Raw genomic sequence first — 2,186 nt, 5'->3', positions numbered from 1 at the left:
TAATTCTCCGCCCCCATTGAGTCCATCGAAAAATCCGGTTATAACCACCTGTATCGATGACTATCAAGCAGTAAAAAAATGAAAAAGGTCACCTCTATTCTGGCCACGACCACTCTGGCTTTCACCTCTTCTGCATTTGCAGGTGTTCAGCTGGATCGAATGATTGTTTATTTTGATGCCGATAAGCCGCCGCGGCAGGACATTCTTGTAACCAACCCGGATAATGAAAACCTGTACCTGGAAACCGAGATATTCAAAGTCGAAAATCCCGGAGCTCCAAACGAAGAGCGAGTACGCATCACCGACCCGGACAAAATGCAGCTGCTGGCTACACCCGGCAAATCTATTGTTGCCCCCGGTGGTCGTCGTACAGTGCGGCTTATCAGCCTGAACCCGGCTCCAAAGGTGGAAGAGGTTTACCGAGTCACCTTCCGCCCTGTTGTGGGAGAACTGGAAGCCACACAAACGGCCGTTAAGGTTCTTGTGGCTTATCAGGTGCTGGCGTTCATTCGTCCGGAGAATCCGTTCTACGATGTGTCTGCCAAGAGCAAGGGAACAGAAATGACCTTTTCCAACTCCGGCAATATGAATGTTGTGCTACGCAACGGCCTCTACTGCCCGAAAGGTGTTTCCCAGCGAGCTTCCCATGCCACAAAAGAAGAGCAGTGTGTCAAACTGGAAGACGGAAGCCGTATTTATGCCGGCCAGAGCTGGACGCTGACGCTGCCTGACAAGTATCAGAATAAAGGGGGATTTGTGGAGTATGGATTGTTTGATGGTATGAATGAGGAAACCAGTCAATTTCCCCTGTAAGGCTAATAACTCACCCCGGTAAACGCGAAGATTTACCGGGGTGAGATAGGTATAGCTGATGAACTATGGATTATTCTGGCCCAACGGTCACGACCTGCACATCCCGGTAGAGTCCGGTAAGAGCACTTGGAATTTTGGACTCGGGAGTATCAATTCTGATTCTGACGTTTGGGGAGCCTCCACAGTTTCGCTTGTTACTAGCCACTAATGTTCCAGGCTCCGACTCTCCCCTCTGTAACAGGGGCGTCCATTTGCTCAGATCGCTATACCGGATATTAACCCGATAAGGAATAGCCCCCCCGACACCATTTTGCAATTCAAACCTGCGCCCTGGTCTGAGCTGGGAATCAACAGACATTTTGTAGTTTCCCCCAAATACGGCATAGACACAGAAGTCCATATCTCCTTGTAGCCACCCACCGCTGATATTGTTTTTAGTCATAGCAATATCTTTTACCTGGGTAACCTGAAACTGGTTTATGATTTTGAGTTGTACATAGAATTTAGATGACGTCTGCTTTCCATTGACAACACCTTTCAACTGAAATTCACCGTTGTAGTACCCCGCCGAACCACTATCAACAATATCGCTCCCTTGAACTCTCATCGTTATAGAAAAGCCATAGTCTGCGCAACGGGTGAACTGAGGATTACCTTGAATCTCAATAGAGTCACTATTTCTCTTCAATGCTTCATCCAAGGAGGATGTTGCAGCACCTGTTCCCTTAATAGTAAAAGTAACAGGCAGAACCGAACTCCCTGTTCTGAGAGCAAAGTTTTCTCCATGCATATCCATCACAGATAAATCATAGTGAACAGGGGCACTGCTTGCGTCACGAGCAATAATACAGGCCCCATCATGACTCTTTTCAACCCCGCTCTGGCCACTCCAGGTTCCCAAGCGAAAGAACAATGGCGGCATATTATTCATTTCAAAGTTCGTTTCCAAGGTCGCTGCCCACACGGGTAACGCCGGAAGGATCAGGAAAAAACACAGAAAGCACTGCTTCAGCACGATAGACACCCAAAACTCTTCACGTTACTTTGCTTCGTTCCCGCCCACAGCCAGCCCATCATCAGCCGGGATCAGGCAATTGTCTTCAGACAGCTGCACTGTACCCAGTCTGATAATGTTTCCACCGTCATCAGCAGGAAGTTTGATCTGACAGGTCCAGCCGTTGTCCATTTCAACCTGCAGCGACGAGGTACTGGCAGGAGTTTCCAGCTGGAACAGGCCGTATTTATCAACAGTCACCGGAGCCATACCACCGGAGATACGGGTGCTGATATTTGTCTGGTTGTTGAATTGAATGCGACCAAATGCCAGCTTCAGGGGCACAGCTTCAACATCCATCTGCACGACATTGCCCGGA

Annotated in this window: 3 protein-coding genes; 1 reads left to right on the top strand and 2 read right to left on the bottom strand. The window is 48.7% G+C overall.

What is annotated here, in order from left to right; genetic code table 11:
* The first annotated feature begins 78 nt into the window (after positions 1-78).
* Positions 79-813 carry a fimbrial biogenesis chaperone gene (locus E1189_RS01940; protein WP_155158395.1) on the top strand — a complete coding sequence of 245 codons (735 nt, stop codon included), beginning with the start codon at positions 79-81 and terminating at the stop codon, positions 811-813.
* 70 nt (positions 814-883) lie between these two features.
* Here E1189_RS01940 and E1189_RS01935 read toward each other — a convergent pair whose 3' ends face one another.
* Positions 884-1,837 (bottom strand): hypothetical protein, encoded by a 954-nt coding sequence (locus E1189_RS01935; protein WP_155158394.1) that lies wholly within the window; start codon positions 1,835-1,837, stop codon positions 884-886.
* 15 nt (positions 1,838-1,852) lie between these two features.
* Positions 1,853-2,186: peptidase associated/transthyretin-like domain-containing protein (locus E1189_RS01930; RefSeq protein WP_155158393.1), on the bottom strand; the 334-nt coding region annotated here is incomplete at its 5' end.

The sequence above is a fragment of the Parendozoicomonas verongulae genome, from assembly GCF_009711465.1.
GTDB classification, from domain to species: Bacteria; Pseudomonadota; Gammaproteobacteria; order Pseudomonadales; family Endozoicomonadaceae; genus Sansalvadorimonas; species Sansalvadorimonas verongulae.
This window is presented reverse-complemented; position numbering and strand designations above follow the sequence as displayed.

Bases quoted from the DNA above. Each gene is read 5' to 3' on its own strand.
- E1189_RS01940 (WP_155158395.1), top strand. From the start codon at position 79: ATGAAAAAGGTCACCTCTATTCTGGCCACGACCACTCTGGCTTTCACC.